3 protein-coding genes are annotated in these 2,699 nt (G+C 49.2%); all 3 read right to left on the reverse strand.

All coding sequences use genetic code 11. The features are described from left to right. Window positions 1–66: 66 nt before the first annotated feature. Complete coding sequence (locus KDD36_14955; GenBank protein ID MCB0397947.1) at window positions 67–1,620, reverse strand: FAD-dependent oxidoreductase; 1,554 nt, start codon at window positions 1,618–1,620, stop codon at window positions 67–69. A 34-nt stretch (window positions 1,621–1,654) separates the two neighbouring features. Further along, a complete protein-coding gene (locus KDD36_14960; protein ID MCB0397948.1) occupies window positions 1,655–2,353 on the reverse strand; it encodes a hypothetical protein in 699 nt (232 codons plus the stop codon). A 52-nt stretch (window positions 2,354–2,405) separates the two neighbouring features. Continuing rightward, a partial coding sequence (locus KDD36_14965; GenBank protein ID MCB0397949.1) for a proline--tRNA ligase occupies window positions 2,406–2,699 on the reverse strand: 294 nt, incomplete at its 5' end.

Genomic DNA, 2,699 nt, shown 5'->3' on the forward strand with positions numbered 1-2,699 from the left:
CCCGATTCTCAACATTCTTTTCAACATGCCTAAGTGGTCAACGCGTTAACTACTAACTACTATCTACTATCTACTAAACACACACCTCTCCGCACACCTGATACCATCCATGGCCGCCGAGACAATCCCACCTGCATAGCCTGCCCCTTCGCCACATGGATATAGGCCACCTACTTCAGGATGTTCTAGTGTTTCCATATCCCTTGGTATCCGAACAGGAGAAGAGGTTCGTGATTCCGGTGCATGGATGATCGCCTCTTCGGTCACAAAACCGTGCATGGCTCTTCCGAACAAACCAAAGCCTTCCTTCAGCGCATCATATACCTGAGGAGGCAGCACTTCTCTCAAATCCATTGAAGTAATTCCGGGCTGGTAGGATGTTTCAGGCAGATCCGCGGATATCTTACCTTTCAGAAAGTCACTCAAACGCTGGGCAGGTACACGCTGGGTCCTTCCGGCAGCATCCCAGCATTTTTTCTCAACAGAGGATTGGAAGAACATGGCGGACAACGACCCTTCTTTTGCAAATTCTTTGAAATCATCAGGACGCAACTCGACGACAATACCTGAATTCGCCGTAGGCTGGTCCCGTTTGGAGGGTGACCATCCATTCGTAACCACCTCGCCGGGAGCGGTGGCACACGGAGCGATGATTCCTCCCGGGCACATACAGAAAGAGTACACCCCCCGCCCTCCGGCCTGTTTGACAACACTATAGGATGCGGGTGGCAGATACGGGCCTCTTAGATCACAGTGATATTGGATATGGTCTATAAGTTTCTGTGGATGTTCCACGCGTACCCCGAGCGCAAATGGCTTGGCCTCCATTGCCCAGCCCTTTTCATATACAAGGTTAAAAATATCCCTGGCCGAATGTCCGGTGGCCAGAATCACATGACTTGCCTCAATAGAAAGCCCTGTGGCGGTGGTGACTCCCGAAACGCGCCCACCGGCCGTTGCAATATCTGTAACACGTTCATTGAAATGCACCTCACCTCCGTGATCGAGGATGGTTTGGCGGATGGATTGGATCACCCCGGGTAATTTGTTCGTACCTATATGCGGATGAGCATCCCAGAGGATCTGTTGGGGAGCGCCGTGATACACCAGCGTCTCCAGCACATGTTGCACATTCCCGCGTTTGGTCGAGCGGGTATAGAGCTTTCCATCGGAATAGGTACCGGCTCCTCCTTCGCCGAAACAGTAGTTTGAATCCGGGTTTACAAGGTGATCCTTCATCAGGGCGGCAATATCACGACGACGCCCACGGACATCCTTCCCTCTTTCCAGCACGATCGGCTTGAGGTTATTTTTTAATAGCGTTAGTGCTGCGAACAAACCTGCGGGCCCGGCGCCGACAATCACAACGGAAGGGCGGTTCTTCACATTCGGAAAAGAAAAATCAGGCAGTCGATACCGATCGGAATCCGTACCCGTGAAAAGGAGCAAACGGATGTTGTATTTTACCGGTGCTTTCCGTGCATCGATGGATTTGCGCAGGATACGCCAGGAATGCACTTCATCAGCAGATATTCCGGATTGGCGGACCGCGGCATTCAGCAACTGCTTGTCATCACCGGCCACCTCAGGTGAAACGGTTACCGTGATCTCTTTCTCCACGATTACCGGCTATAACATCAGGGGAGTTCCGGACTTATTTGAAATCGTCTCCATCCGCCTGAAATTTGAAACCAAGCCTTTTGCCGGTTCGCATATTCATGTTGTTGATGGAATCCTCCATTTCCTGGAGGGTAAGCATTTTCACATCATCATAAGGTGGTGTGAGCAGATCGAAGTCGAGGGCATACAACATGGCAGACTGAACGATGCGACGAAGATGATCTTTATCAAGCGTATCATTTACGAAGTCGTTATACAGAAAACCCAGCTGGCGTTTTCCTTCCACGAAATAGTGGTTGTCCTTATTAATGAACATACGGCCTATCAGGTAGCCCATATCATTCATGCGCTTATACTTGAACGAATCCTTGAGGAAATTGTAAATATTGATCATTCCGCAATACATGCGAAATTCATCTTCCTGTACATAGGAGGTTTTCCAAATGGAATGATCAGAGTCAAAGGCAAAGACATTGGAGTGCATGTTAAACACGACCACATCCCCACCAAAACGCAGGTCTGCTTCCATAGGCCCTCTGTCCCGAAACTCCACTTTGACGTCTTCATCAAAACCCTGCATCTCCTTGCCGAGATCTTCGGTGAACTCCATCAACACTTCCTTCAACTCAGCAAAACGTTCGAGGGTGTTTTTATAAATCTTGAGCTTCAGGGAGGATTTGGCCTTGAGTGTATCAAGGATCAGATCACGGGGAGATTTCTGCTTTCCAGCCATAGTTTTTTTGTAAGACCTGTTCTACGTCCACCCTGATACAGGGTTTCAAACGTTAATATGCCCTGGCAAAGATCACCCGCCGGGCCGATGGTTTTCCGGAATACACGCAAAGCCCTTCTTCCTTGTCATCGTCAAGCGGTATGCACCGAATGGTGGCTTTGGTCTCTTCCTTTATTTTATCCGCTGTTTCTTCCGTGCCATCCCAGTGGGCATGGATGAAACCGCCTTTTTCTTCAATGATATTCTTAAACTCCTCCCAGTTAGCGGCATGGTGGGTATTTTCATCTCTGAAATCCAACGCTTTCTGGTAAAGGTTTTGCTGAATCTTGTTCAGCAGATGTTCCAC

This window comes from Flavobacteriales bacterium (assembly GCA_020435415.1).
Taxonomy (GTDB): Bacteria; Bacteroidota; Bacteroidia; order JACJYZ01; family JACJYZ01; genus JACJYZ01.

Excerpts from the sequence above, each read along its gene's own strand:
- KDD36_14960 (MCB0397948.1), bottom strand. The coding sequence starts at position 2,353 with ATGGCTGGAAAGCAGAAATCTCCCCGTGATCTGATCCTTGATACACTC.